This is a genomic window from Streptococcus sp. Marseille-Q5112, assembly GCF_916700555.1.
Taxonomy (GTDB): Bacteria; Bacillota; Bacilli; order Lactobacillales; family Streptococcaceae; genus Streptococcus; species Streptococcus symci.
This window is the reverse complement of the sequence record NZ_CAKAKP010000011.1, coordinates 36,145-58,630: the sequence shown is the minus strand read 5'-3', so window position 1 is coordinate 58,630 and position 22,486 is coordinate 36,145. Positions and strand designations below refer to the sequence as shown.

Below are 22,486 nucleotides of genomic sequence, written 5' to 3'. Positions count from 1 at the left end.
ATTGTAGACTATATTGATTACTACAACAATAAACGCATTAAGGTAAAATTAAAAGGACTTAGTCCTGTGCAATACAGAACTAAATCCTTTACTTAAATTATTTGTCTAACTTTTTGGGGTCAGTACAAAACTGCTAGTCTTTTTTTTGCTAAAAAAGGAACCAAGATGGTTCCTAAAATGATTAGTTACTTGCGCCAGATGTAGCGTCTGCGCCACCACCATGGCCTCCAGCATCACCTGCATCAGAAGCCCCAGATGTGGCATCTGCACCACCGTGGCCTCCGGCAGGAGCTGCAGCATTTCCACCAACTAGACGTTGACCAGTCGTATTGAGGTACCAGTCAAGCCATGGTTGGAAATTAAAGATGATTTCATTGATTCCAGCATATGAACCATCTGGATAGTACATTGCTTGGTAATTATGGGTATTAATAACGCCTTCTGGTGTTCCTGGTACAATTGTACGGACATATTCTTGGTCCCCATTACGCAATACGCCAACAACCCATTCAACGTTTTTCATTCTAGAATCTGGCAATGTACCGTGTACTGTTCCTAATCTATTTCCTGATTGAGCACGGACACGTTTACCAAACATTGTATCTGGGTCTTGGTGTGCGTTATTAAAGTACAAGAATTGATTATTATCATCTGCAAATGTCAATTCAAATGGCATTGCTTTCAAGAACATGTCAAGTTGGTTAACTGTCAAGATACCGTGGTCTAATTTAACGTAAGTATCTCCAGAAACAGCTCCAACAAGTTCAGCAGCTTTTTCTACCCATTCAGGATCATCTGGATCAACACCTTGGATAGTAGTTGCAATTGAATTTGTACAATATAAATCTTCTGGCTCAATTGGTTTTGGTTTTTTCAATTTTGAAACGACTCCCACATATTTTACAAAGTTGTCCAAGCATGTTTCAAGGAAATTAACAGTTCCTTCATTCGTGATATTTCCATTAACATCAAAAGCTTCTTTAGCTTTACCAAGAAGGAATTCATTTCCTGGAAGAGTGTAGGCATTGACACCTGGAGCGTCAAGAATCTTACGAAGGTGAACTTGGGCACGAGAAGTACCTTGGTCGTAGTAAGAAGCTCCCACAATCATGACTGGCTTGTTTTCAAATGGATGAACTTCGTATGAAAGCCATTCAAGAACAGATTTAAGAGAAGCTGAGATTGTGTGGTTGTGCTCAGGAGTAGCAATAATGACACCATCAGCACGCGTAATTCTGTTATACAAAAGACGTAATTGGAAACTTTCGTCCCATTTTTCGTCTTGGTTAAACATTGGAACTTCGTCAATTTCAAGAACTTCTAATTCAAATTTGAGTTTGAAGTGACGACGGATGAATTCCAAGAGTTTACGGTTATATGATTGATCGTAGTTTGATCCTACAAGTCCAACAAATTTCATTCTTTTTGCTCTCCTATCTTACAAATTTTCCCAGTCAAAGTCTTCAGCATCTTTGCGAAGTAGTGCTTGTGCGTTGCGTAATTTTTCTGTGATTTTTACAAAGATACGGAAGTCGTCAAAAGTAGCATCTAATTTTTTGATAACATCAAGATCCACTAGATCTCCACTTGGATTGAAGGCTTGAAGAGAATGTGAAAGCAAGAATTCATCTGGAAGGACACTTGCTTTGATTTCTGGGGCATTCAAGATTTGGCGAAGTTGTAATTGGGCACGTGATGAACCAAGCGTACCATATGAAGCACCTGTAATCATGATTGGTTTGTTCAAGAGTGGGTAAATACCATAAGACAACCAAGCAAGAGCGCTCATTAAAACAGCTGGGATAGAGTGGTCATACTCAGGAGTACCGATAATAACGCCATCTGCCTCTTCAATTTTAGCAGCAATTTCCAGAATTTCAGCAGGTACTTGCTTGTCAGCTGGTTTATTGAAGACAGGAATGTCTTTAATTTCCACAAGTTCAATTTCAGCTTTTTCAGCAAAGTGTTTTTGCATGTATTGAAGCAATTGGCGGTTTGTAGAACGTTTTGAATTTGTTCCAACAATAGCAATAAGTTTTAACATGAGATTTCCTTTCTCTTTTTACATAATACGATTTTAAAACTCCATTGAAACATCTATTTCTATAGAGTAGGAATTCCTGAAGAACAGCTTAGGTGACCTTCTTTATCGATGAGGATAGCTTCGATGCCCTCCAAACTTTCGACTTGCCAGAGGATAGAAGCCGGTCTTTCTCCAAATAGACGAGTTGTCCAGATTTCACCATCAACTGATTTATCAGAGATGATTGTTAGACTAGCTAGTTCTGTTTCAACAGGATATCCTGTTTGGCTGTCAAAAATATGATGGTAATCTTTTCCATCGACAGTCAGGTGACGTTCATAAATGCCTGAAGTCACGACAGATTTATTGACAACAGGGATGGTCATTAAGTGATTTCCCCTAGGATTGGCTGGGTCTTGAATCCCGATTTGCCAAGGCTGATTTCCTCTTGCCTGATTTTTTCCAATGGTCAGGACATTCCCTCCCAGATTGATCAAGGCAGATGTCACTCCCTCTTCTCTAAGAAATTGGGCAACCTTATCCGCACTATAACCCTTGGCTAAACAACCAAGATCGATCTTCATTCCTTTTTGTTTTAATAACACAGTGGAGGTGGAAGAATCTAACTCGATATAATGAGGATTGATTAAAGGAAGCACCGATTCAATTTCTTGAGGCTGGGCCACTTTGGCATCCGAAAAACCAATGCGCCAGGTTTGAATCAAGGGACCAATGCTGATGTTGAGATGACTAGAGGGCGCTAGGCTATGCTCTAATCCAAGTGAAATCAATTCAAACAAATCAGGATGAACTTTGACTGGAGCTATTCCAGCTTGATAATTGATTTCCATCAACTCAGATTCTTGACTATTGGCATTGAAGCGGTATTCAAGCTCTTTGAGTAAATCAAAGGATTTTTGGAGCAAGCTATCGGCTCGCTCATCTACTAATGAAATAGTGATAGTAGTCCCCATTAGCCGTTCGGAATGTGAACTAAGAGGCAAGCTACCAACTCCTTTCTCTTATGAAAAGAAGGCTGAAATATAGTAAATTTATATTAAATTTAACCCCTTACATTTTCTTTCCATGATACTAGCATACCATAAAGTCAGCGTTTTCACAAATGAAATTTGTAAACTTGTCAAGAAATATGCTCAGAAAATAAAGAGTAATTGTAAGAAAGGCTGATAAAATACAGATTATTTACATTTACAAAAAAATCGGGAAAATTAGCTAAACTCTTGTAAACGCTAACAGTAAATGTTATACTAGAAGAGTAAATTTAAAATTGAAGGTAGGAATTTTTCTATGAGTAAAATCGTTGTAGTTGGTGCTAACCACGCTGGTACAGCATGTATTAATACTATGTTGGATAATTTTGGAAACGAGAACGAAATCGTTGTTTTTGACCAAAACTCTAACATCTCTTTCTTAGGATGTGGAATGGCCCTTTGGATCGGTGAACAAATTGACGGTGCTGAAGGCTTGTTCTATTCTGATAAAGAAAAATTGGAAGCTAAAGGTGCTAAGGTTTACATGAATTCACCAGTTCTGTCAATCGACTATGATAACAAAGTAGTTACTGCAGAAGTTGAAGGGAAAGAGCACAAAGAATCATACGAGAAATTGATTTTCGCTACAGGTTCTACACCAATCTTGCCACCAATCGAAGGTGTTGAAATTGTTAAAGGAAACCGCGAATTTAAAGCAACTCTTGAAAATGTACAATTCGTTAAATTGTACCAAAACGCTGAAGAAGTTATCAATAAACTTGCTGACAAGAGCCAGCACCTTGACCGTATCGCCGTTGTTGGTGGTGGTTACATCGGTGTTGAACTTGCTGAAGCCTTTGAACGTCTTGGAAAAGAAGTTGTCCTTGTTGATATCGTTGATACTGTTTTGAACGGTTACTATGATAAAGACTTCACACAAATGATGGCGAAGAACTTGGAAGATCACAACATTCGCTTGGCGCTTGGTCAAACTGTTAAAGCAATTGAGGGTGACGGTAAAGTTGAACGCTTGATTACTGATAAAGAAACTTTCGATGTGGATATGGTTATCCTTGCAGTTGGTTTCCGTCCAAATACTACTCTAGCTGATGGTAAGATTGAACTCTTCCGTAACGGTGCCTTCCTTGTAGATAAGAAACAAGAAACATCTATCCCAGGCGTTTATGCAGTAGGTGACTGTGCGACTGTTTATGACAACGCTCGTAAAGACACTAGCTACATCGCTCTTGCTTCAAATGCTGTTCGTACTGGTATCGTTGGTGCATATAACGCTTGTGGCCATGAATTGGAAGGAATCGGTGTTCAAGGTTCAAATGGTATCTCAATCTACGGTCTTCACATGGTTTCAACTGGTTTGACTCTTGAAAAAGCTAAAGCTGCTGGTTACAACGCAACTGAAACAGGCTTTAACGATCTTCAAAAACCAGAATTCATGAAGCATGACAACCATGAAGTTGCCATCAAGATTGTCTTTGACAAAGATAGCCGTGAAATTCTTGGTGCACAAATGGTTTCACACGATTCTGCAATTAGCATGGGAATCCACATGTTCTCACTTGCTATCCAAGAGCATGTGACAATTGATAAATTGGCATTGACAGACTTATTCTTCTTGCCACACTTCAACAAACCATATAACTACATCACAATGGCTGCTCTTACAGCTGAAAAATAAAAATGAATGAGCTATCTGGCCTTAAGTTAAGGCCAGATAGTTTTTTAACTATTCTGTACCCATACAATTACGTTTTTTTTATCTTGTACTTCATTTTAATCTAACTTAAAATGAAATGGTAGCTACCAATACAAATGATGAGGATAAAGAAATGACTGAAAATCGTTACGAACTAAATAAAAACTTGGCACAGATGCTCAAAGGTGGGGTTATCATGGACGTTCAGAACCCTGAACAGGCTCGTATTGCAGAGGCCGCTGGTGCGGCTGCTGTGATGGCTTTGGAGCGGATTCCAGCTGATATTCGTGCAGCTGGTGGTGTTTCCCGTATGAGTGATCCAAAGATGATTAAGGAAATTCAAGAGGCGGTTAGTATTCCAGTAATGGCCAAGGTCAGAATCGGGCATTTTGTTGAGGCACAGATTTTAGAGGCTATTGAGATTGACTATATCGATGAGAGTGAGGTTTTATCTCCAGCTGATGACCGTTTCCATGTGGACAAGAAAGAATTCCAAGTTCCTTTTGTCTGTGGGGCTAAGGATTTGGGTGAAGCCTTGCGTCGTATCGCTGAAGGTGCTTCTATGATTCGTACCAAAGGAGAACCAGGGACAGGAGACATTGTTCAAGCTGTTCGCCATATGCGTATGATGAATCAGGAAATTCGCCGCATTCAAAATTTACGTGAGGATGAGCTTTATGTTGCCGCCAAGGACTTACAAGTCCCTGTAGAATTGGTTCAATACGTCCATGAACATGGAAAATTGCCTGTTGTAAACTTTGCAGCTGGAGGCGTTGCAACGCCAGCAGATGCTGCGCTGATGATGCAATTAGGGGCAGAGGGTGTTTTTGTTGGATCAGGTATTTTCAAATCAGGCGATCCTGTTAAACGAGCGAGTGCCATTGTCAAAGCGGTAACTAATTTCCGAAATCCTCAAATCCTAGCTCAAATCTCTGAAGATCTAGGCGAAGCCATGGTTGGTATTAATGAAAATGAAATTCAAATTCTCATGGCAGAGCGAGGAAAATAGATGAAAATTGGAATATTGGCCTTGCAAGGTGCCTTTGCAGAACATGCAAAAGTGCTAGATCAATTAGGTGTCGAGAGTGTTGAAATCAGAAATCTAGATGATTTTCAGAAACATCAGAGTGATTTGTCGGGATTGATATTACCTGGTGGTGAGTCTACAACTATGGGCAAGCTCTTACGAGACCAGAACATGCTGATTCCCATTCGAGAAGCCATTCTATCTGGCTTACCAGTGTTTGGGACCTGTGCGGGTTTAATTTTGCTGGCTAAGGAAATTACTTCTCATGAAGAGAGTCATCTAGGAACTATGGATATGGTGGTTGAGCGCAATGCCTATGGGCGCCAATTAGGAAGTTTCTACACGGAAGCAGAATGTAAGGGAGTCGGTCAGATTCCAATGACCTTTATCCGTGGTCCAATTATCAGTAGTGTTGGAGAGGGTGTAGAAATTCTAGCAACAGTTGACAATCAAATCGTTGCTGCTCAAGAAAAAAATATGTTAGTGACCTCTTTTCATCCAGAATTGACTGATGATGTGCGCTTGCACCAGTACTTTATCAATATGTGTAAAGAAAAAAGTTGAGATTGAATTTCTCAACTTTTTTACATGTAATAAACAATGGCAATGTATTGGAGGGCAGATGCAGCTAGGATAAAGAGATGCCAAATCATGTGGAAATAAGGTTTTTTCTTGGCGTAAAATCCAGCTCCAACTGTATAACAAAGTCCGCCAGTTACCATGAGACTCCAGAAAATTGGCGTTGTTTGACTGATAATGGCAGGAATGATAGCCAGAACCAACCAGCCCATAATCAGGTAAAGAGCAAGGCTAAATTTCTCATTGACTTTTTTAGCAAAGATTTTATAGAGAATACCAAAGATGGTCGTTCCCCATTGGATGGCAATAATTAGATAGCCAAACCAGTTATTCATTAAGGTCAAGACGACGGGCGTGTATGAGCCTGCAATAGCAACATAAATCATCGAATGATCAATGATTCTCAAGACATATTTATGGGTTGAACCATAGGCCATAGAGTGATAAATGGTGGATGATAGAAACATGAGAAAGAGACTAATAACGAAAATGGAAACGCCTATAGATGATAAAAATCCGTGTGCCTCATAACTATAGGTGGATGAAATGGGGAGTAAGATGAGCATGATGACTGCACCTACGGCATGGGTCACGCTATTAGCAATCTCCTCTCCAAAACTGAGTTGTTTGCTGAGCTTTAGGCTGGTGTTCATTGGATTTCCTCCTCTTCAGTATGGTGGATTAAGGCTAGAGTTTGATGATAGAGTTTAACGGTTTGGCAGCTGGTTTGGATAATGAGGTTAGCTGGATCAATTCCTTGGTTCATGTAGTTTACAAAAGCATCGTAGAGTTGGTCTGAACTTGCTTGAGTTTGTAGAGTATTAAGTGTCTGTGCTATTTCTTGAATAGAGAATACCGACTTGAGGGTTGTGATAGCAATCAAACGAGCAATCTGTTGGCGTTGGTATTTTTTCTTGTCAGGCTTTGTCAGATAACCATGTTTGACATAGTTATTGACCATAGATGCTGTCAGGCCCTTGTCTTTATCAGGAGAGATAGGGGCGCAGACCTGATTGACATAGAGCAAAACCTGGTCCAGATAGAGGTCAATATTTGGGATTTCTGCCCATTTTGGGTAGGAAAAGGTAGTTTTCATTTTCAACTCCTTTTTATCTAGTTTTAATAACTAGATTATAAAATAATAAAAACAGAAAGTCAAGTTTTAACTGCTTGTAGAAAGACTTAAATTATGCTATGATGGGAGAAACTAGTCAGAAATGAGGAGAAAAGATGGAAATTCGTTTAGCTTTTCCAAATGAAGTAGGTGCCATCATGCAGGTGATAGAAGATGCTAAAAAATGTTTAGCAGATGCTGGTAGTGACCAGTGGCAAAATGACTATCCAAATGCTGATATTATTATTGAAGATATTATCTCAGGTCAAGGCTACGTAGCCTTGGAAGAGGGAGAATTACTAGCTTATGCAGCTGTGACCAAGAGTCCAGAGGCAGCCTATGAAGCCATTTATGAAGGAAAATGGCAAGCTGGAGAGTCAGAGTACCTAGTCTTTCACCGTATTGCTGTGGCTGCAGATGTGCAGGGACAAGGAGTTGCTCAAACCTTCTTAGAGGGTTTGATTGAAGGTTTTGACTATCTAGATTTTCGCTCAGATACGCATGCAGAAAACAAGGCCATGCAGCATATCTTTGAAAAACTAGGTTTTAAACAGGTTGGTAAGGTTCCAGTTGACGGCGAACGCTTGGCCTATCAAAAATTGAAGAAATAATGCAAAAGAAGTACGTAAAAATGCTCTACTCTTCGCCAATAGGAACCTTGTCTTTGGTTGCCGACGAGCAATATCTGTATGGCATTTGGGTGCAGGACCAGAAGTATTTTGAGAGAGGACTAGGAGATGAGACGATAGAAGCAGTTGTTAGTCATCCCATTTTAGACCCAGTTATTGCTTGCTTAGAGGTTTACTTTAAAGGCAAGCCTCAGGATTTATCCGACTTGCCCTTGGCTTCAATCGGAACGGATTTTGAAAAGCGAGTTTGGTCCTATTTACAGGGAATTCCTTATGGCCAGACAGTGACCTATGGACAAATAGCCCAAGAGCTGCAAGTGGATTCTGCTCAAGCAATTGGTGGAGCGGTAGGACGCAATCCGTGGTCTATCCTAGTACCTTGTCATCGGGTGCTGGGAGCAGGCAAGCGTCTGACAGGGTATGCTGCAGGAGTGGAAAAGAAAGCCTGGCTTTTGGAGCATGAAGGCGCAGATTTTAAAGATATAAAATAGAAAGTGAAAGACATGTTAGAATTTATCGAATATCCAAAATGTTCAACTTGTAAAAAAGCAAAACAAGAATTAAATCAATTAGGAGTGGACTATAAAGCTGTTCACATCGTTGAAGAAACACCTAGCCAAGAAGTCATTTTAAACTGGCTAGAAACCTCGGGTTTTGAGTTGAAGCAATTTTTTAACACCAGTGGAATCAAATACCGTGAATTAGGATTGAAAGATAAGGTAGGAAGTCTGTCAAACCAAGAAGCAGCTGAGTTGCTAGCAAGCGACGGAATGTTGTTAAAACGACCGATTTTAGTGCAGAATGGAACTGTTAAGCAAATCGGTTATCGAAAAGCTTATGAAGAATTGGGATTGAAATAGTTTTTATCTATCTCTTTGATAGATAAAATATATAACCTCCCTGTTTCAAAGTATGATAAACTAGTAGGTAGACAAAGTCTGTATCTGACCGTAGCAAATAATTTCATTGACGGCAGAAGTATGGTAGAATGAATCATTATCAGGAGAGGATGTTTTTATGAATGTTACAACGATTTTAGCATCAGATTGGTACCAAAACTTGATGCAATTGATTCCGGATGGCAAGCTTTTTAGCTTGCGTTCGGTCTTTGATGGAATTCCGAGAATTGTCCAACAACTTCCAATAACGATTATGTTGACAATTGGTGGTGCTCTTTTTGGCTTGGTTTTGGCACTTCTTTTTGCCATTGTGAAAATCAATCGTGTCAAGATTTTATATCCTTTGCAGGCCTTCTTTGTTAGTTTCTTAAAAGGGACACCGATTTTGGTCCAACTCATGTTGACCTACTACGGAATTCCTTTGGCTTTGAAAGCTCTCAATCAGCAATGGGGAACTGGTTTCAATATCAATGCTATTCCAGCGGCTGTTTTTGCGATTGTCGCCTTTGCCTTTAATGAGGCAGCTTATGCTAGTGAAACCATTCGTGCAGCCATTCTCTCAGTCAATCCTGGTGAGATTGAGGCGGCACGTAGTTTGGGGATGACCCGAGCGCAAGTTTATCGTCGCGTGATTATTCCAAATGCAGCAGTTGTGGCGACTCCAACCTTGATTAATTCCCTAATCGGCTTGACCAAGGGCACGTCCCTAGCCTTTAGTGCGGGTGTTGTGGAAGTCTTTGCCCAAGCTCAGATTCTGGGTGGAGCTGATTATCGTTACTTTGAGCGCTTCATCTCCGTTGCCCTTGTTTATTGGGTAGTCAATATCGGAATTGAAAGCCTCGGTCGTTTCATCGAGAGAAAAATGGCTATTTCTGCACCCGATACAGTGCAAACAGATGTGAAAGGAGACCTTCGTTAATGATTAAGATTTCGAATTTAAGCAAATCCTTTTCAGGACAGACTGTCTTGGATCATCTGAACTTGGATATTCAAAAAGGGGAAGTTGTAGCCTTGATTGGTTCTTCAGGAGCTGGAAAATCAACTTTTCTTCGTAGTCTCAATTATCTTGAAACACCTGACAGTGGCTCTATTCAGATTGATGATTTCTCAGTTGATTTTTCTAAAATCACTCAAGAAGAAATCCTTGCCCTACGCCGTAAGCTGTCTATGGTTTTCCAACAGTTTAATTTGTTTGAACGCCGAACAGCACTTGATAATGTAAAAGAAGGCTTGGTTGTTGTCAAGAAATTATCCGACCAAGAAGCAACCAAGATTGCCAAGGAAGAGTTGGCTAAGGTTGGGCTTTCTGACCGTGAAAACCATTACCCTCGACATTTATCAGGTGGACAAAAGCAACGGGTTGCTTTAGCGCGTGCGCTTGCTATGAAACCAGATGTCTTGCTTTTAGACGAACCAACTTCAGCTCTTGACCCAGAATTGGTTGGTGAAGTAGAAAAATCTATTGCAGATGCTGCTAAGTCAGGTCAAACCATGATTTTGGTTAGTCATGATATGTCCTTTGTAGCCCAAGTGGCTGATAAGATTCTCTTCTTAGATAAGGGGAAAATCATTGAGTCTGGAACACCAGATGAGATTATCCACCATCCGAAAGAAGAGCGGACAAAAGAATTCTTCGCTAGTTACAAACGGACTTATATTTGATATAATAGATAAAGGAAAACTCAGTTAGTTGGACTAGCTGAGTTTACTCTTTAAAAAAGATAGAAATGAGAGAAATCATGCTACTGCAACTATTTTCTTTATATTTCGAGAGTTTGATCTTGACCACCATCCTCGTCCTGATTTTTTTAGGGATTTGGATTGGACTGAGAGCCATGTCGGGAGTTGATAAGACAGCCAAGGCTCGCCAAGCCCATCTCTATGATATGATTATGATTGGGGTCTTGGTTGTTCCAGTATTATCCTTTGCGGTTATGAGTTTAATTCTTGTTTTCAAAGCATAATCCTTGCTTGATTGACAAGAAAGAGTTAGAATAAAGATAGTTACAACAAGAAAGAAGGAATCTATATGTACGATACTATTATTATCGGTGCTGGACCTGCAGGGATGACTGCGGCCTTGTATGCTGCTCGAAGCAATCTGAAAGTTGCTCTTATTGAAGGTGGTCTGCCAGGTGGTCAGATGAATAATACATCTGATATTGAAAATTACCCAGGATACGCTAATATTAGTGGGCCAGAATTGGCAGAAAAGATGTTTGAACCGCTTGAAAATCTTGGTGTTGAGCACATTTATGGTTATGTTGAAAATGTCGAAGACCATGGTGATTTTAAGAAAGTGATTACTGATGACCAAACGTATGAAACTCGTACAGTTATCGTAGCGACTGGATCTAAACACCGTCCTTTGGGAGTACCTGGAGAAGAAGAACTGAACAGTCGTGGTGTTTCTTACTGTGCCGTGTGTGATGGTGCTTTCTTCCGTGACCAAGATTTGTTGGTAGTTGGTGGTGGAGATTCAGCTGTTGAAGAAGCCCTCTTCTTGACTCGTTTTGCAAAGACTGTTACCATTGTTCACCGTCGTGATCAACTTCGCGCCCAAAAAGTTTTACAAGACCGCGCCTTTGCGAATGAGAAAATCAGCTTTATCTGGGATTCTGTAGTGAAGGAAATCAAGGGTGAAAACCGAGTAGAATCTGTCGTTTTTGAAAATGTGAAAACAGGTCAAGTGACAGAACAAGCCTTCGGTGGCGTCTTTATCTATGTTGGTTTGGACCCTCTTAGCGATTTTGTTAAAGGATTGAATATCCAAAATCAGGCTGGCTGGATTGTGACAGATAACCACATGAAAACTGCAGTTGACGGTATCTTTGCAGTTGGAGATGTTCGCTTGAAAGACCTCCGCCAAGTAACAACAGCAGTTGGAGATGGAGCTATCGCTGGTCAAGAAGCCTATAAATTTATCACAGAACATAGTTAATACACTTCGAAAATCTCTTCAAACCACGTCAGCTTCGCTTTGCCGTAGGTATGGGTACTGACTTCGTCAGTTCTATCCACAACCTCAAAGCAGTACTTTGAGCTGTCTACAGCTAGCTTCCTAGTTTGCTCTTTGATTTTCATTGAGTATAATCATAAAAAAGTTTCCAATCAGATGACTGGAAACTTTTTTTATAGTCTATTTCGGAAAACTTCGTACATGAGAATAGCTGCAGCAACACTGGCATTAAGGCTTTGAACATGTCCATTCATAGGAATGGTAATCATTTCATCTACCTGTTTTTTGATGTTGCTAGAGATGCCTTTTCCTTCATTTCCGATGATGAGGGCAATTTTCCCTTTTGTATTCCACTTGTGGCAAGGAGTACCATTCATATCTGTTCCAAAGGTCCAGAATCCTTCATCCTTGAGTTTGTCCAGAGTTTGGCTCAGATTGGTCACTCGAGCGATTGGAACGTGCTCAATAGCACCTGTGGCTGTTTTGGCAACGACAGGAGTAACTCCCACAGCACGGTGTTTGGGAATGATGACACCTGAAACATTGGTCGCATCGGCTGTTCTTAAGATGGATCCTAAGTTGTGAGGATCAGTTAGGCCATCCAGAATCAATAGAAGTGGATTTTCTTCTTGGCGCGTTTGGGCAAGGATGTGATCCAGCTCACTATAGGTAAATTCAGATACTCGTAGAACAAAACCTTGGTGGACAGCACCTTCAGTCATCTCAGAGAGGGATTTTTTTGCAGTCCAAGAAATGGACACCTTCTTTTCTGTAGCCAGTTCCTTGACTTTCTCAACGTTCTTACCTCGGAGATCTTCTTGGAGGTAGAGTTTGTTTCCAGTATTTGCAAGGAGGGCTTCGGTAACGGCGTGGACGCCATAGACAATATCATTTGTTTTCATGCCTCTATTATAACACAAAACCCCGTCTTGCAACGGGATTTTCTTTATTCTAGAATCAGTAAACCATCTTTAACTGCAAATGGGTCTTTTTCATTGATACGATCGTAAAACATGATGCCGTTTATGTGGTCAATTTCATGTTGAACAACAATGGAGTTATAACCTTTAAGTTTGATACGGTGTTTTTCCCCATCTTTGTCAAAGTAGTCAACAGTAACGCGGGCATGGCGAACAACATAGCCAGGCACGTTACGGTCCACAGACAGGCAACCTTCTCCTTCACCAAGAGCAGCGTCTTGAACAGAGTGAGAGACGATTTTTGGATTGTACATAATAGCTTGCAAGTCGTAAGCTTCCTGAGGAGTTTCGCCTTCTTCGACAATATTAGGCACCAAAACAGCGATAATGCGTTTTGAGATATCTAATTGAGGAGCAGCAAGACCAACACCACCTCGGAGTCCCATCTTTTCAGCCATGACAGGATCTTGGGAATGTTTGAGGAATTGCATCATCTTTTCGCCAAGAATAATTTCTTGATCAGATAGAGGGAAAGTAACTTCCTCAGCAACCGCGCGTAGGGTAGGATTCCCTTCACGGATAATATCGTTCATATCAATTAAGTGAGCAGCTTTTGTAATACGTTCTATTGCAGACATTTTCTCTCCTTTCATTACCTCTACATGATAACACAAAATGACAAGGATTGAAAGTATTACGGCATCGAGCTTTTATAGAAAATGTCTAGTAGGTTCGATTCAATTGTGAAAGAATTACTTATCTGTGATATAATAAAAAGAAAAGGCTTGCATTAGAAAGTAGGGAGAATGAAGATGCAGAGAAGACAAGATAGATATAAACGTGGACCAGTTTTTCATTTTGTGAGAGGCTTTGTAAACTTTTTTAGGAGTTATCGCAAGTGGAGCAATAAGGGATTTGTGGCGATACTCTTGCTAGCAGTTGTTTTATCAATGGGCTTGGTCTTGTTGTTTGAAAGCTTCCAAGGAATCCCCTTAACCAGTCAAAAAAAGGATACCATTTCTCAAGAAGCAAATAAGACCAATCAAAATGCTAAAGATCAGGACGAGGAAAAAACTGCAAGAATTATGGCTAACGGGGACCTCCTCTATCACATTCCTATCTATCGTTCTGCCTTAAAAGAAGATGGAACCTATGATTTTCATGAAAATTTTGATTATGTGAAACCATGGCTCAAACAAGCAGACCTGATTATAGGCGACTTTGAAGGTACGGTAAACAAGGACCACTATTTGGCTGGTTATCCTCTTTTTAATGCACCTGGCGAAGTCATGGATGCCATCAAGGATGCAGGTTATCAAGTGCTAGACTTGGCGCATAACCATATTCTAGATTCACAAATAGAAGGTGTGGTCTCAACAGCAGATGCTATTGAGAAGGCAGGAATGACACCTATTGGAGTATATACGCATGAGTCCCGTGATCAAGCTCCACTCGTTATCAAGGAAGTGAACGGCATCAAGGTTGCACTTTTAGCCTATTCTTATGGATTTAATGGAATTGAGCAAAGTATTTCCCAAGAAGACTATAACCGCTATCTTTCAGACCTAAATGAAGACAAGATGAAGGCTGAAATTGAACGAGCAGAGCAGGAAGCAGATATCACCATTATCATGCCTCAGATGGGTGTGGAGTATCGATTGGAACCAACTGAAGAACAAAAAGTTCTTTATCACAAGATGATTGATTGGGGAGCGGATATTATCTTTGGAGGGCATCCTCACGTTGTAGAACCATCTGAAACAGTTGAAAAAGATGGGGATAAGAAACTCATTATCTATTCAATGGGGAACTTCATTTCCAATCAACGAATTGAAACCATGCAAGATGAAGAGAATGCTAAGTGGACAGAGCGTGGCGTGCTCATGGATGTGACTATTAAGAAAAAAGCAGGTAAGACGACAATCGAAACTGCCAAAGCGCATCCTTCTTGGGTAAACCGTACACCGAAAGGAACCTATTCTCCAGAAGGTTATCCACTCTTCCTTTACCAAACTTATATCTTAGAAGATTTTATCGAGGGTGGTAGTCATCGTGATCAGTTAGATGAAGCGACTAAGGAACGAATTGATACAGCCTATAAAGAAATGAACGAACATGTGGGATTGAAGTGGGATTAGTTTGAATCCAGAGGAAAGTAAATGACGATTAAGGTAATTGCAACAGATATGGATGGGACCTTGCTGGATGCTAGAGGCCAGCTTGATATTCCACGCTTGGAAAAGATTTTAGATCAGTTGGATCAAAGGGGTATTCGTTTTGTCATCGCGACGGGCAATGAAATTCACCGCATGAGGCAACTACTGGAGTACTTGGTCGATCGAGTGGTTTTGGTTGTTGCTAATGGTGCTCGTATTTTTGAAAACAATGAACTGATTCAGGCCCAGACTTGGGATGATGCTATTGTCGACAAGGCTTTGGCTCATTTCAAGGATCGAGCGTGTCAGGACCAGTTTGTTGTAACGGGGATGAAGGGTGGTTTCGTCAAAGAAGGTACCATTTTTACAGATCTTGAAAGTTTTATGACTCCAGAAATGATTGAAAAATTCTATCAACGGATGCAGTTTGTGGATGAGTTAACCTCTGACCTCTTTGGTGGTGTGCTCAAGATGAGTATGGTTGTTGGTGAGGAACGGTTGAATTCGGTCTTGGAAGAAATCAATGATCTCTTTGATGGCCGTGTTCGGGCTGTATCGAGCGGCTATGGTTGCATTGATATCCTTCAAGCTGGGATTCATAAAGCATGGGGCTTGGAAGAATTACTCAAGCGTTGGGAATTGGACCCCCAACAAATCATGGCTTTTGGTGACAGTGAAAATGATGTTGAAATGCTTGAAATGGCTGGAATTGCCTATGCGATGGAAAATGCTGATGATAAAGCCAAAGCTGTGGCTACTGCTCTAGCGCCAGCCAACAGCCAAGGCGGAGTTTATCAAGTCTTGGAAAACTGGTTAGAAAAAGGAGAATGAAGTGGCAGTACAGTTATTAGAAAATTGGTTACTAAAGGAACAAGAAAAAATCCAAACCAAGTATCGTCACTTAAATCAGGTTTCTGTTGTAGAGCCAGACATTCTTTTTATTGGGGATTCCATTGTCGAATATTATCCTCTGCAGGAACTATTTGGGACTTCAAAGACGATTGTCAATCGAGGTATTCGAGGTTATCAGACAGGGCTGTTACTAGAGAATCTAGATGCGCATCTGTACGGTGGAGCAGTAGATAAAATTGTCCTTTTGATTGGGACAAATGATATCGGAAAAGATGTTCCAGTGAATGAGGCTCTCAATAATCTCGAAGCTATCATACAATCCATTGCTCGCGATTATCCATTGACTGAGATTAAATTGCTTTCTATTTTGCCAGTCAATGAGGGAGAGGAGTACAAGCAGACAGTCTATATCCGCACGAATGAAAAAATTCAGAAATGGAATCAAGCCTATCAAGAGCTTGCTTCTGCCTATATGCAGGTAGAATTTGTGCCAGTTTTTGATAGTTTGATAGACCAAGAAGGTCAACTCAAAAAAGATTATACAACTGATGGGTTGCACCTTAGTGTTCCCGGTTATCATGTTTTGACAAAATCTTTGAAAGACTATCTTTTGTAGTTAATTGCTTTCCTTTTTGCATTTTTGAGTTAGATAAGGTATAATGGTTTTATTGTCTTTTGGGGTCGTTACGGATTCGACAGGCATTATGAGGCATATTTTGCGACTCGTGTGGCGACGTAAACGCTCAGTTAAATATAACTGCAAAAAATAACACTTCTTACGCTCTAGCTGCCTAAAAACCAGCAGGCGTGACCCGATTTGGATTGCTCGTGTTCAATGACAGGTCTTATTATTAGCGAGATACGATCAAACTTTGTCTAGCAGTTTGGTAAGAGATTTATAGGCTCGCAGTTCCTAGGCTTGAGTTATGTGTCGAGGAGCTGTTAAAACAATACATAATCTATGGTTGTAGACAAATATGTTAGCAGGTGTTTGGACGTGGGTTCGACTCCCACCGGCTCCATTGATAATTTACATTGTTTTGTAAATCTTTCTAAAACGTTGTTTTTACAACGTTTTTTATTTTATTCTTTGGTATTCTTTTGCAAAAAGAATACAACATTTGTTGTATCCTAAATATTAAATCAAGTCCTGAATTTTCTTAAGTTTTTATCATATTTTCTGTTATAATTAAGGTGCCTTAAGAAAAATAATGAAAAAACTAAATGTTTTTCATATAGTTTTCATTGTTTTAATAGTTTAAAGTCAATCTTATTTTTCTCTAATAGAAAATAATGAAAAAGTAGGTTTAGAAAGAGGTAAGTATCTATGTCTTCTCATAAAAAAGTGTCACTCTCTGAGATTAATCAATCTATCGATACTCCAAATAACAATCATTTCTGGCAAAATTTAAATGCCTTTTTAGGTCCAGGTGCCCTTGTCGCAGTTGGTTATATGGATCCAGGAAACTGGATAACCAGTGTGGTTGGAGGTGCATCCTATAAGTACAGTCTCTTATTTGTCATCTTGATTTCATCACTCATTGCTATGCAGCTTCAGCAGATGGCAGGAAAGCTTGGAATTGTAACTCAAATGGACTTGGCTCAAGCAACGGGTCATCATTCACCCAAATGGCTTCGTTATAGCTTATGGGTGATTTTGGAGTTGGCCTTGATGGCGACAGATCTGGCAGAAGTTCTAGGTTCAGCGATTGCTCTCAATCTTCTCTTTAAGATTCCGATTATGATAGCAATTCTCTTGACCGTGTTGGATGTTTTTCTCTTATTGCTTCTGATGAAATTTGGCTTTAAGAAGATTGAAGCTATTGTGACAACACTGATTTTAACCATTCTAGCAATTTTTACCTATCTGGTAGCTTTGTCACATCCAAGCTTCCAAGGAATCGTTGAGGGTTATCTACCGAATGCAACCTTATTTGAAAGTCCCTTGCCAGGGCATGAAAGTCAATTAACCTTGGCACTAGGGATCGTGGGAGCAACGGTTATGCCCCATAACCTCTATTTGCATTCTTCCTTGTCACAAACTCGGAAAATCAATCACAAGGACAAGAATGATGTTCGAAAAGCCGTGCGCTTTATGACCTGGGATTCAAATCTCCAATTATCCTTGGCCTTTGTGGTTAACTCCCTTCTATTAATTCTCGGGGCGGCTCTCTTTTTCGGCCATGCATCTGAGATTTCTGCCTTCTCTCAAATGTATAATGCCTTGCAGGATTCTACTATTGCAGGAGCTATAGCTAGCTCGACCTTATCAACCTTGTTTGCCTTGGCTTTATTAGCCAGTGGTCAAAATTCGACAATTACGGGTACCTTGACTGGACAAATCGTTATGGAAGGTTTCTTGCATATGAGATTACCTCAATGGTTCATTCGTTTGGCAACTCGTCTCTTTGCCTTGTTGCCTGTCATGATTGTAGCGGTTCTGTTTGGTCATCAGGAAAAAACATTAGATCAGTTATTGGTTTATTCACAAGTCTTTCTTTCGATTGCTCTTCCATTTTCAATCTTCCCACTGATTTATCTAACTTCTAAGAAATCACTGATGGGAGAATTTACCAATGCCAAATGGAATACCATCCTTGGCTATATCGTTTCCATTATCTTAACAATTCTCAATGTGAAATTGTTATTTGATATTTTCTAAGAAATTCACCCGAGTTATAAAACAAGCATATAAGAAAAAAGATACCCAAGATTTCTTGGGTATCTTTTTTAAAATAAACGGAAGACATGGGATTCGAACCCACGCACGCTGTTACACGCCTACCGCGTTTCCAACACGGCCTCTTAAGCCTCTTGAGTAATCTTCCAATACTTACTCAAATAGTCTACCATAAAGGCTCTTATCTTGCAATAAAAATTTTGGAAATAAGAAAAATGATAGATTTTGAAAGAAAATGACAAAAAGCGCTTGACTTTGAAAGAAAGTGTGATAGAATGAATAGTGTAAACGATAACAGGAGGTGATTCAGTGTTAAAAACAGAGCGGAAGCAACTGATTTTAGAGGAGTTAAATCAACATCATGTAGTTTCTCTAGAAAAATTAGTTAGTTTGTTAGAAACGTCAGAATCAACGGTTCGAAGAGATTTGGATGAGTTGGAAGCGGAAAACAAGCTTCGTCGCGTGCATGGTGGAGCAGAATTGCCCCATTCCTTGCAGGAAGAAGAAACCATTCAAGAAAAATCTGTCAAAAACCTTCAAGAAAAGAAGTTGCTGGCTCAGAAGGCAGCCTCTCTCATCAAGGAACAAGATGTCATCTTTATCGATGCTGGAACAACAACTGCTTTTTTGATTCATGAATTGGTCAATAAGAATATTACTGTTGTGACAAATTCGATTCACCATGCCGCTCAGTTGGTTGAAAAGCAGATTCCAACTGTCATGGTTGGAGGAAGTGTCAAGATGGCGACAGATGCTAGTATCGGGGGCGTTGCTCTTAACCAGATTAACCAATTGCACTTTGACCGTGCCTTTATCGGGATGAATGGTGTGGACGATGGTTATTATACGACTCCTGATATGGAAGAGGGAGCTGTGAAGCGTGCTATTTTAGAAAATGCCAAACAGACCTATGTCTTGGTGGATTCGTCTAAAATTGGACAAACTTGCTTTGCCAAGGTAGCACCACTCAAACGAGCTATTGTTATCACAAGTCAAGGGCATGAGCTCTTGCAGGCTATTAAGGAGAAAACGGAGGTAATAGAAGTATGATTTATACAGTCACACTCAATCCATCCATTGACTATATCGTTCGTTTGGAACAAGTCCAAGTCGGTAGTGTCAATCGTATGGACAGTGATGATAAGTTTGCTGGTGGGAAAGGAATTAATGTCAGTCGTGTCTTGAAGCGCTTAGATATTCAAAATACAGCGACTGGATTTATCGGAGGTTTTACTGGTAAATTTATCACAGATACTTTGGTAGAGGAAGAAATCGAGTCACGTTTTGTCCAAGTGGCAGAAGATACTCGTATCAATGTTAAAATCAAAGCGGATCAAGAAACAGAAATCAACGGAACGGGTCCAAACGTGGAACCAGCTCAGTTAGAAGAATTGAAAGCTATTTTGTCTAGTCTGACTGCAGATGATACGGTGGTGTTTGCGGGTTCAAGTGCTAAGAATCTTGGTAATGTTATCTACAAGGACTTGATTGCCTTGACTCGTCAGACAGGTGCGCAGGTAGTCTGTGACTTTGAAGGACAGACCTTGATTGATAGTTTGGATTACCAACCACTTTTGGTCAAACCAAACAATCACGAACTTGGAGATATCTTTGGAGTGAAACTCGAAAATTTAGATGAAATCGAGAAATATGCTCGTCAGTTACTAGCTAAAGGCGCTCAAAACGTCATTATCTCTATGGCTGGTGATGGTGCCCTTCTTGTCACATCTGAGGGAGCTTACTTTGCTAAACCTATCAAGGGAACAGTTAAAAATTCAGTTGGGGCCGGTGATTCTATGGTCGCTGGATTTACAGGTGAATTTGTCAAATCTAAAGATGCAGTAGAATCCTTCAAATGGGGAGTAGCTTGCGGAACAGCAACGACCTTCTCAGATGACTTGGCAACGGCAGAATTTATAAAAGAAACATATGAAAAAGTTGAGGTAGAAAAACGATGAAAATTCAAGACCTATTGAGAAAAGATGTCATGTTGCTGGATTTGCAGGCAACTGAAAAAAATGCTGTCATCGAAGAGATGATTAATAGTTTGGTAGATCACGGTTATGTGACAGACTTTGAAACCTTTAAAGAAGGAATTTTGGCGCGTGAAGCTTTGACTTCTACTGGTTTGGGTGATGGTATCGCAATGCCTCACAGTAAAAATGCTGCTGTCAAAAAAGCGACTGTTCTCTTTGCTAAGTCAAACAAGGGTGTTGATTATGAGAGTTTGGATGGACAAGCAACTGACCTCTTCTTCATGATTGCAGCTCCAGAAGGTGCCAATGACACCCACTTGGCAGCATTGGCAGAATTGTCTCAATACTTGATGAAAGATGGTTTTGCTGACAAACTTCGTCAAGTAACATCAGCTGACCAAGTTATCGAACTTTTTGACAAAGCTTCCGAAAAAACTGAAGAGCCTGTTCAAGCACCTGCTAATGACTCTGATGAGTTTATCGTTGCTGTTACAGCTTGTACAACAGGTATTGCCCACACTTACATGGCTCAAGAAGCCCTTCAAAAAGTGGCTGCTGAAATGGGTGTTGGAATAAAGGTCGAAACCAACGGTGCTAGCGGTGTTGGTAACCAACTAACTGCGGAAGACATTCGTAAGGCTAAAGCTGTTATCATTGCAGCAGACAAGGCCGTTGAAATGGATCGTTTCGATGGCAAACCATTGATCAATCGTCCAGTTGCTGACGGTATCCGTAAGACAGAAGAGTTAATTAACTTGGCTCTTTCAGGAGAAGCGGAAGTCTACCGTGCAGCTAATGGTGCAAAAGCTGCAACAGCCTCTAACGAAAAACAAATCCTTGGTGGTGCCTTCTACAAACACTTGATGAGTGGTGTATCGCAAATGTTGCCATTTGTTATTGGCGGTGGGATCATGATTGCCCTTGCCTTCTTGATTGACGGTGCTTTGGGGGTTCCAAATGAAAATCTTGGTAATCTTGGTTCCTACCATGAGCTAGCTTCTATGTTCATGAAAATTGGTGGAGCTGCCTTTGGTTTGATGCTTCCAGTCTTTGCAGGTTATGTTGCCTACTCTATCGCTGAAAAACCAGGTTTGGTAGCAGGTTTCGTGGCTGGTGCTATTGCCAAAGAAGGTTTTGCCTTTGGTAAAATTCCTTATGCTGCAGGTGGTGAAGCAACTTCAACTCTTGCAGGTGTCTCATCTGGTTTCCTAGGTGCCCTTGTTGGTGGATTTATCGCAGGTGCCTTGATTCTTGATATCAAGAAATACGTTAAAGTTCCTCGTTCACTTGAAGGTGCAAAGTCAATCCTTCTCTTGCCACTTCTTGGGACAATCTTGACAGGATTTGTCATGCTAGCTGTTAACATCCCAATGGCAGCAATCAACACTGCTATGAATGACTTCCTAGGCGGTCTTGGAGGAGGTTCAGCTGTCCTTCTTGGTATCGTTCTTGGAGGAATGATGGCTGTTGATATGGGTGGACCAGTTAATAAAGCAGCCTATGTCTTTGGTACAGGTACGCTTGCAGCGACTGTTTCCTCAGGTGGTTCTGTAGCCATGGCAGCAGTTATGGCGGGAGGAATGGTTCCACCACTTGCAATCTTTGTTGCAACTCTTCTTTTCAAAGATAAATTTACTAAGGAAGAACGCAACTCTGGTTTGACAAACATCATCATGGGCTTGTCATTTATCACTGAGGGAGCAATTCCATTTGGTGCCGCTGACCCAGCTCGTGCGATCCCAAGTTTCATCCTTGGTTCAGCAGTAGCAGGTGGACTCGTTGGTCTTACTGGTATCAAACTTATGGCGCCACACGGAGGAATCTTCGTTATCGCCCTTACTTCAAATGCTCTTCTTTACCTCGTTTCTGTCTTAGTAGGAGCAATTGTAAGTGGTGTAGTCTATGGTTACCTACGCAAACCACAAGCATAAAACTTAGATAGAAAATGAAAAGATTGGACCGTTTG

25 protein-coding genes, 1 tRNA gene and 1 other RNA gene are annotated in these 22,486 nt (G+C 40.6%); 19 read left to right on the top strand and 8 right to left on the bottom strand.

Annotated features, from left to right (window positions below):
• The coding region (locus tag LG372_RS07905) for an IS3 family transposase (RefSeq protein ID WP_168741291.1) at window positions 1-96 on the top strand (96 nt) is incomplete at its 5' end.
• Between the two features lie 85 nt (window positions 97-181).
• Here the strand turns inward: LG372_RS07905 and LG372_RS07900 are convergent.
• Genes LG372_RS07900 through LG372_RS07890 form a run of 3 tightly spaced genes read right to left on the bottom strand, consistent with a single transcriptional unit; the run spans window position 182 to window position 3,027 of the window.
• The gene (locus tag LG372_RS07900; RefSeq protein ID WP_045607182.1) at window positions 182-1,420 is read right to left on the bottom strand and encodes an NAD(P)H-dependent oxidoreductase; all 1,239 of its coding nucleotides are present in this window, start codon (window positions 1,418-1,420) and stop codon (window positions 182-184) included.
• 18 nt (window positions 1,421-1,438) lie between these two features.
• Entirely contained in the window at window positions 1,439-2,044 is a 606-nt protein-coding gene (locus LG372_RS07895; protein ID WP_000915951.1) for an NADPH-dependent FMN reductase, read from the bottom strand.
• Between the two features lie 59 nt (window positions 2,045-2,103).
• Window positions 2,104-3,027, bottom strand: a complete 924-nt coding sequence (locus LG372_RS07890) for an FAD:protein FMN transferase (RefSeq protein ID WP_045611923.1) — start codon at window positions 3,025-3,027, stop codon at window positions 2,104-2,106.
• Window positions 3,028-3,331: 304 nt separating this feature from the next.
• On the opposite strand from LG372_RS07890, the gene nox reads away from it, so the two are divergent.
• From nox to pdxT, 3 genes are all read left to right on the top strand, one after another.
• Window positions 3,332-4,711, top strand: a complete 1,380-nt coding sequence (gene nox, locus LG372_RS07885; protein ID WP_049492202.1) for a H2O-forming NADH oxidase — start codon at window positions 3,332-3,334, stop codon at window positions 4,709-4,711.
• A gap of 151 nt (window positions 4,712-4,862) precedes the next feature.
• Window positions 4,863-5,738, top strand: a complete 876-nt coding sequence (gene pdxS, locus LG372_RS07880; RefSeq protein WP_000138517.1) for a pyridoxal 5'-phosphate synthase lyase subunit PdxS — start codon at window positions 4,863-4,865, stop codon at window positions 5,736-5,738.
• Window positions 5,739-6,320, top strand: coding sequence for a pyridoxal 5'-phosphate synthase glutaminase subunit PdxT (gene pdxT, locus LG372_RS07875; RefSeq protein WP_061864021.1), 582 nt, complete (start codon window positions 5,739-5,741; stop codon window positions 6,318-6,320).
• A gap of 20 nt (window positions 6,321-6,340) precedes the next feature.
• Here pdxT and trhA read toward each other — a convergent pair whose 3' ends face one another.
• The gene (gene trhA / locus LG372_RS07870) at window positions 6,341-6,988 is read right to left on the bottom strand and encodes a PAQR family membrane homeostasis protein TrhA (protein WP_001097996.1); all 648 of its coding nucleotides are present in this window, start codon (window positions 6,986-6,988) and stop codon (window positions 6,341-6,343) included.
• Window positions 6,985-7,431: a DUF1836 domain-containing protein gene (locus LG372_RS07865; RefSeq protein WP_225742542.1), complete on the bottom strand. Its 447-nt coding sequence runs from the start codon at window positions 7,429-7,431 to the stop codon at window positions 6,985-6,987. The genes trhA and LG372_RS07865 overlap by 4 nt, the downstream gene beginning before the upstream one ends.
• Before the next feature lie 134 nt (window positions 7,432-7,565).
• On the opposite strand from LG372_RS07865, the gene LG372_RS07860 reads away from it, so the two are divergent.
• The 7 genes from LG372_RS07860 (at window position 7,566) to trxB (ending at window position 11,918) form a co-directional block, all read left to right on the top strand.
• Window positions 7,566-8,060, top strand: a complete 495-nt coding sequence (locus LG372_RS07860; RefSeq protein ID WP_225742541.1) for a GNAT family N-acetyltransferase — start codon at window positions 7,566-7,568, stop codon at window positions 8,058-8,060.
• Window positions 8,060-8,569 (top strand): methylated-DNA--[protein]-cysteine S-methyltransferase, encoded by a 510-nt coding sequence (locus LG372_RS07855; RefSeq protein ID WP_225742540.1) that lies wholly within the window; start codon window positions 8,060-8,062, stop codon window positions 8,567-8,569. Before LG372_RS07860 ends, LG372_RS07855 begins: the two co-directional genes overlap by 1 nt.
• Before the next feature lie 12 nt (window positions 8,570-8,581).
• Window positions 8,582-8,938, top strand: coding sequence for an arsenate reductase family protein (locus LG372_RS07850; RefSeq protein ID WP_125852040.1), 357 nt, complete (start codon window positions 8,582-8,584; stop codon window positions 8,936-8,938).
• 157 nt (window positions 8,939-9,095) lie between these two features.
• Entirely contained in the window at window positions 9,096-9,896 is an 801-nt protein-coding gene (locus tag LG372_RS07845; RefSeq protein WP_125852039.1) for an amino acid ABC transporter permease, read from the top strand.
• The gene (locus tag LG372_RS07840) at window positions 9,896-10,639 is read left to right on the top strand and encodes an amino acid ABC transporter ATP-binding protein (RefSeq protein WP_000590982.1); all 744 of its coding nucleotides are present in this window, start codon (window positions 9,896-9,898) and stop codon (window positions 10,637-10,639) included. Before LG372_RS07845 ends, LG372_RS07840 begins: the two co-directional genes overlap by 1 nt.
• Before the next feature lie 77 nt (window positions 10,640-10,716).
• Window positions 10,717-10,941 (top strand): DUF4059 family protein, encoded by a 225-nt coding sequence (locus LG372_RS07835; RefSeq protein ID WP_000926599.1) that lies wholly within the window; start codon window positions 10,717-10,719, stop codon window positions 10,939-10,941.
• A gap of 65 nt (window positions 10,942-11,006) precedes the next feature.
• Window positions 11,007-11,918, top strand: a complete 912-nt coding sequence (trxB, locus tag LG372_RS07830) for a thioredoxin-disulfide reductase (protein ID WP_049487833.1) — start codon at window positions 11,007-11,009, stop codon at window positions 11,916-11,918.
• A gap of 191 nt (window positions 11,919-12,109) precedes the next feature.
• Here trxB and rlmB read toward each other — a convergent pair whose 3' ends face one another.
• Window positions 12,110-12,838 carry a 23S rRNA (guanosine(2251)-2'-O)-methyltransferase RlmB gene (gene rlmB, locus LG372_RS07825; RefSeq protein WP_124788181.1) on the bottom strand — a complete coding sequence of 243 codons (729 nt, stop codon included), beginning with the start codon at window positions 12,836-12,838 and terminating at the stop codon, window positions 12,110-12,112.
• 44 nt (window positions 12,839-12,882) lie between these two features.
• Complete coding sequence (gene def / locus LG372_RS07820; protein WP_001272956.1) at window positions 12,883-13,494, bottom strand: peptide deformylase; 612 nt, start codon at window positions 13,492-13,494, stop codon at window positions 12,883-12,885.
• 174 nt (window positions 13,495-13,668) lie between these two features.
• On the opposite strand from def, the gene LG372_RS07815 reads away from it, so the two are divergent.
• The 5 genes from LG372_RS07815 (at window position 13,669) to LG372_RS07795 (ending at window position 18,526) form a co-directional block, all read left to right on the top strand.
• Window positions 13,669-14,994 (top strand): CapA family protein, encoded by a 1,326-nt coding sequence (locus LG372_RS07815; protein ID WP_124788182.1) that lies wholly within the window; start codon window positions 13,669-13,671, stop codon window positions 14,992-14,994.
• A gap of 21 nt (window positions 14,995-15,015) precedes the next feature.
• Window positions 15,016-15,843 (top strand): HAD family hydrolase, encoded by an 828-nt coding sequence (locus LG372_RS07810; RefSeq protein WP_124788183.1) that lies wholly within the window; start codon window positions 15,016-15,018, stop codon window positions 15,841-15,843.
• A gap of 1 nt (window position 15,844) precedes the next feature.
• The gene (locus tag LG372_RS07805) at window positions 15,845-16,480 is read left to right on the top strand and encodes an SGNH/GDSL hydrolase family protein (RefSeq protein WP_203212792.1); all 636 of its coding nucleotides are present in this window, start codon (window positions 15,845-15,847) and stop codon (window positions 16,478-16,480) included.
• Window positions 16,481-16,541: 61 nt separating this feature from the next.
• Window positions 16,542-16,889: a transfer-messenger RNA gene (ssrA, locus tag LG372_RS07800) on the top strand.
• A 302-nt stretch (window positions 16,890-17,191) separates the two neighbouring features.
• On the top strand, window positions 17,192-18,526 hold the full coding sequence (locus LG372_RS07795; RefSeq protein ID WP_225742539.1) for an Nramp family divalent metal transporter: 1,335 nt from the start codon (window positions 17,192-17,194) through the stop codon (window positions 18,524-18,526).
• 78 nt (window positions 18,527-18,604) lie between these two features.
• Here LG372_RS07795 and LG372_RS07790 read toward each other — a convergent pair.
• Window positions 18,605-18,692 (bottom strand) — tRNA-Ser (locus LG372_RS07790).
• A gap of 161 nt (window positions 18,693-18,853) precedes the next feature.
• On the opposite strand from LG372_RS07790, the gene LG372_RS07785 reads away from it, so the two are divergent.
• Genes LG372_RS07785 through LG372_RS07775 form a run of 3 tightly spaced genes read left to right on the top strand, consistent with a single transcriptional unit; the run spans window position 18,854 to window position 22,451 of the window.
• Window positions 18,854-19,594 (top strand): DeoR/GlpR family DNA-binding transcription regulator, encoded by a 741-nt coding sequence (locus LG372_RS07785; RefSeq protein WP_000920651.1) that lies wholly within the window; start codon window positions 18,854-18,856, stop codon window positions 19,592-19,594.
• Window positions 19,591-20,502 (top strand): 1-phosphofructokinase, encoded by a 912-nt coding sequence (gene pfkB, locus LG372_RS07780; protein ID WP_225742538.1) that lies wholly within the window; start codon window positions 19,591-19,593, stop codon window positions 20,500-20,502. Before LG372_RS07785 ends, pfkB begins: the two co-directional genes overlap by 4 nt.
• On the top strand, window positions 20,499-22,451 hold the full coding sequence (locus LG372_RS07775; RefSeq protein ID WP_225742537.1) for a fructose-specific PTS transporter subunit EIIC: 1,953 nt from the start codon (window positions 20,499-20,501) through the stop codon (window positions 22,449-22,451). Before pfkB ends, LG372_RS07775 begins: the two co-directional genes overlap by 4 nt.
• Window positions 22,452-22,486: the final 35 nt, after the last annotated feature.